The organism is Devosia epidermidihirudinis (assembly GCF_000971295.1).
Classification (GTDB): domain Bacteria; phylum Pseudomonadota; class Alphaproteobacteria; order Rhizobiales; family Devosiaceae; genus Devosia; species Devosia epidermidihirudinis.
In genome coordinates this window covers 1-577 of sequence record NZ_LANJ01000014.1, presented here as the reverse complement: position 1 = coordinate 577, position 577 = coordinate 1, and the positions used below count along the sequence as shown (strand labels likewise).

Here is a 577-nt window from a genome sequence, read left to right as displayed (position 1 = left end):
AAGAATAGAGGAATTGAAAGAGGAGGGGAAGGCAATAAAGGGAGGAGGGGGTGGAGGGAGGGGATTGAAAAAGGAAGAAGGATGAGCGGGGAGGGTGAGAAGAGCAGGGGAGGAAAGGGGGGAGAAGGAGGAGGGAGGGGAGGAGGAGGGGGAAGGAGGGGGGAGAAAGGGGAGATGGGGAAGGAGGGAAAATGACGGGGAGAAAGGGAGGAGAAAGAAGAGAGGAAAAGAGGGGGAGGAAGAGGGAAAAAGAGGCAGGAGATGAGAGGAAGAGAAAAAGAGAGAGGGAAGAGAAAGAGGGAAAGAGGAAAAAAGAAAATGGAAGGAGAGAAGAGAGGAGGGAAGGGATGAGAAAAAATAAGAAAGGACAGAAAAAAGAAAAGGAAGAAAAAGAGGAAAAGAAAGAAAGCAAGGAAGATAGAGAAGAGGGAAGAGAATTGGTAAGAAAAAGAAGACAGAAAAGAAGAAGAGGGGAAAAGAAAAAGGAAGAAGAGAGAGAGGAAAGGATGAGGATGGAGATGAAGAGGGCGAGAAAAGGTGGCGCGGGCCGTGCTGCCGCCGTTGTACCGCTCTGGTC

At 49.6% G+C, this 577-nt stretch carries 2 protein-coding genes; both read left to right on the top strand.

Going from position 1 to position 577, the window contains the following annotated elements; all coding sequences use genetic code 11:
* A partial coding sequence (locus tag WH87_RS20480) for a hypothetical protein (protein WP_210165690.1) occupies positions 1-195 on the top strand: 195 nt, incomplete at its 5' end.
* Positions 192-577 (top strand): hypothetical protein (locus WH87_RS20475; RefSeq protein WP_046173237.1); only part of this gene is annotated, 386 nt, incomplete at its 3' end. The genes WH87_RS20480 and WH87_RS20475, both read left to right, overlap by 4 nt.